This window comes from Dactylosporangium siamense, assembly GCF_016862795.1.
GTDB lineage: Bacteria > Actinomycetota > Actinomycetes > Mycobacteriales > Micromonosporaceae > Dactylosporangium > Dactylosporangium siamense.
The window spans coordinates 1-1,351 of the sequence record NZ_BONQ01000217.1 but is presented as its reverse complement, the minus strand read 5'-3'; the positions used below and the strand labels follow the sequence as shown (position 1 = coordinate 1,351).

The following is a 1,351-nucleotide window of genomic DNA, read 5'->3' as shown; positions in this document are numbered from 1 at the left end:
TGGCCGCTTGGGCGTCGGCATCAGCGATCTGCTCTCCGAGGCGGCCATCGTATGAACAGCGACGTACGGCACGGCGCGCTTCTGTTGACGATCTCCGCACGGGCAGATGCCTTTCGTTTGGGCGAGGGCGCCGTCGAGAAGCAGGGCCGGTTCGGCGAGCTGGACAGCGCCAAGATCGACGCCAGTCGCCGCATCCTCGCTAAGCGTGCTAGCGATCCGTGTCGAGCAGGTGAAGGAGCAGGCGGTGAGCGCGACTGCGTCCGAACATGCGGGCGGCGACGCGGTGTGACAACCCGGGCATGTGACGGCTGGCCAGCTCGATCGGCCGCTCACTGCCACACTCCTGAACAAAGCACAGCAGCAGTCGGAAGGCCGTCTCCCAGCCGCCCGTCGATGCGGTGAGGCTCCCCGATGCGTGCACATGAACGCCGACGGTCTGTGTCGCCCGGCGCCGCGCAAACACGCGTCCCGCGGCACCGTTTCGAACCCGACCACACAGTGCCGAACGACTTCTGGGGCCGACAGACCTGCGCCTCATGCAGTTGTGTCGGCGCAGCTGATGACGCCCGGCACTTCGCAGAGGACGCGGCACTACAGCACTATCCCGACGTCGCCGACGAGGTGCGCGCACTCGAGCGGCGCCGTATCGGCGAGCACGACGACCCCTGAGTACGCCGTGGTCGTCGACTCGTTCTGAAGGTCCGTTCCCACTCCGGACGGCACCCTGCTCAGGGCCGTTCGGGGGCTCTGCGCTGCCCGCACAACGGGCGTTGAAGGAGACCGCAGCATGACGGAGCAAGCAAATGAAGCAGTGGCACTGCGTCAATGGACGGACGTCATACGCCGAGCCCGCCTCGGGCGGACGGTCAAGTCGGTGGCATTGATGCTCGCGACCTACGCGGACAACGACGGCACCAGAGTGTTTCCCGGTATCGCCCGGCTGGCGGTCGATTGCGAGCTGACTTACAACGTGGTCCAGGGCGCGCTGGCCACGCTACGTACCGCAGGGCTGATAACGGTCGTGCGGCGTGGCTCGCGACGTGGCCAGGCCGACGAGTATCGGCTGATCCTGGCGGCCGATGTCCTCGACCGGGTCGAAATACTCACGCCGACGCAGGTCGCCGACGCCGCGGCGCTGCTCGCCGTACGCCGTCGCGGCCGGCACCGCCCGACCCCGGCTTCCGTCGCAGCAGATCCAGCGGCGGACGATGCTCACGACAACCTGCACCCCACTGCGCTGGGTGCGGTCTTTCCATGCTCGCAGGATCTGCACCCCGGCGCGTCGGGTGCAGGTCGGGCCTTGCCTATGGTGGCTGCACCCCACGGCGTGGGGTGCGAGCCGGCGGCTGCA

General features: G+C 68.0%; 1 protein-coding gene. It reads left to right on the top strand.

Going from position 1 to position 1,351, the window contains the following annotated elements; all coding sequences use genetic code 11:
• Positions 1–787: 787 nt before the first annotated feature.
• Positions 788–1,351: helix-turn-helix domain-containing protein (locus Dsi01nite_RS56300; RefSeq protein WP_203854778.1), on the top strand; the 564-nt coding region annotated here is incomplete at its 3' end.